Genomic DNA, 488 nt, shown 5'->3' with positions numbered 1-488 from the left:
CGCTTCTGGTGGGTGGCTCGCTAGCGCTCCGGCAGACAGATCTCAAGCTGATGCTGGCGCAGACGACGGTCGCCTCGCTCGGCCTGCTGGTCATGCTGACCGGCATCGGCAGCGAGCAGGCGGTCGAGGCTGCGGCGCTCTATCTAGTCGCGCATGCGCTCTTCAAGGGGGCACTGTTCATGATTGCCGGTGTCATCGACCATGAGGCCGGCACGCGCGACATCACCCGTCTCGGTGGCTTGCGGCACGCCATGCCGCTCACCTTCGCCGCGGCATTGCTGGCGGCCGCCTCGATGGGCGGCATGCCGCTGTTCGCCGGCTTCGTCGCCAAGGAGGAGATCTATGCGGCGCTCACGGGTGGCGGTGCGCACCTGTTTCTGCTTGCCGCCGCCATCCTCGGCAATGCGATGATGTTTGCCATCGGTTTTGCTGTCGCTCTGCCCCCATTTCTCGGCAGCCGTGTCGAAACCCCGAGGCCTGCCCATGAC

The 488-nt window shown here is 66.2% G+C and carries 1 protein-coding gene; it reads left to right on the top strand.

Features of this window, described 5'->3' with window-relative positions; translation table 11 throughout:
- Positions 1-8 precede the first annotated feature (8 nt).
- The coding region (locus AC1D0P_RS28705) for a proton-conducting transporter transmembrane domain-containing protein (RefSeq protein WP_477679841.1) at positions 9-488 on the top strand (480 nt) is incomplete at its 3' end.

This window comes from Polaromonas sp. P1_G2 (assembly GCF_056405515.1).
The sequence above is the reverse complement of the archived record's forward strand: the minus strand, read 5'-3'. Positions and strand labels throughout refer to the sequence as shown.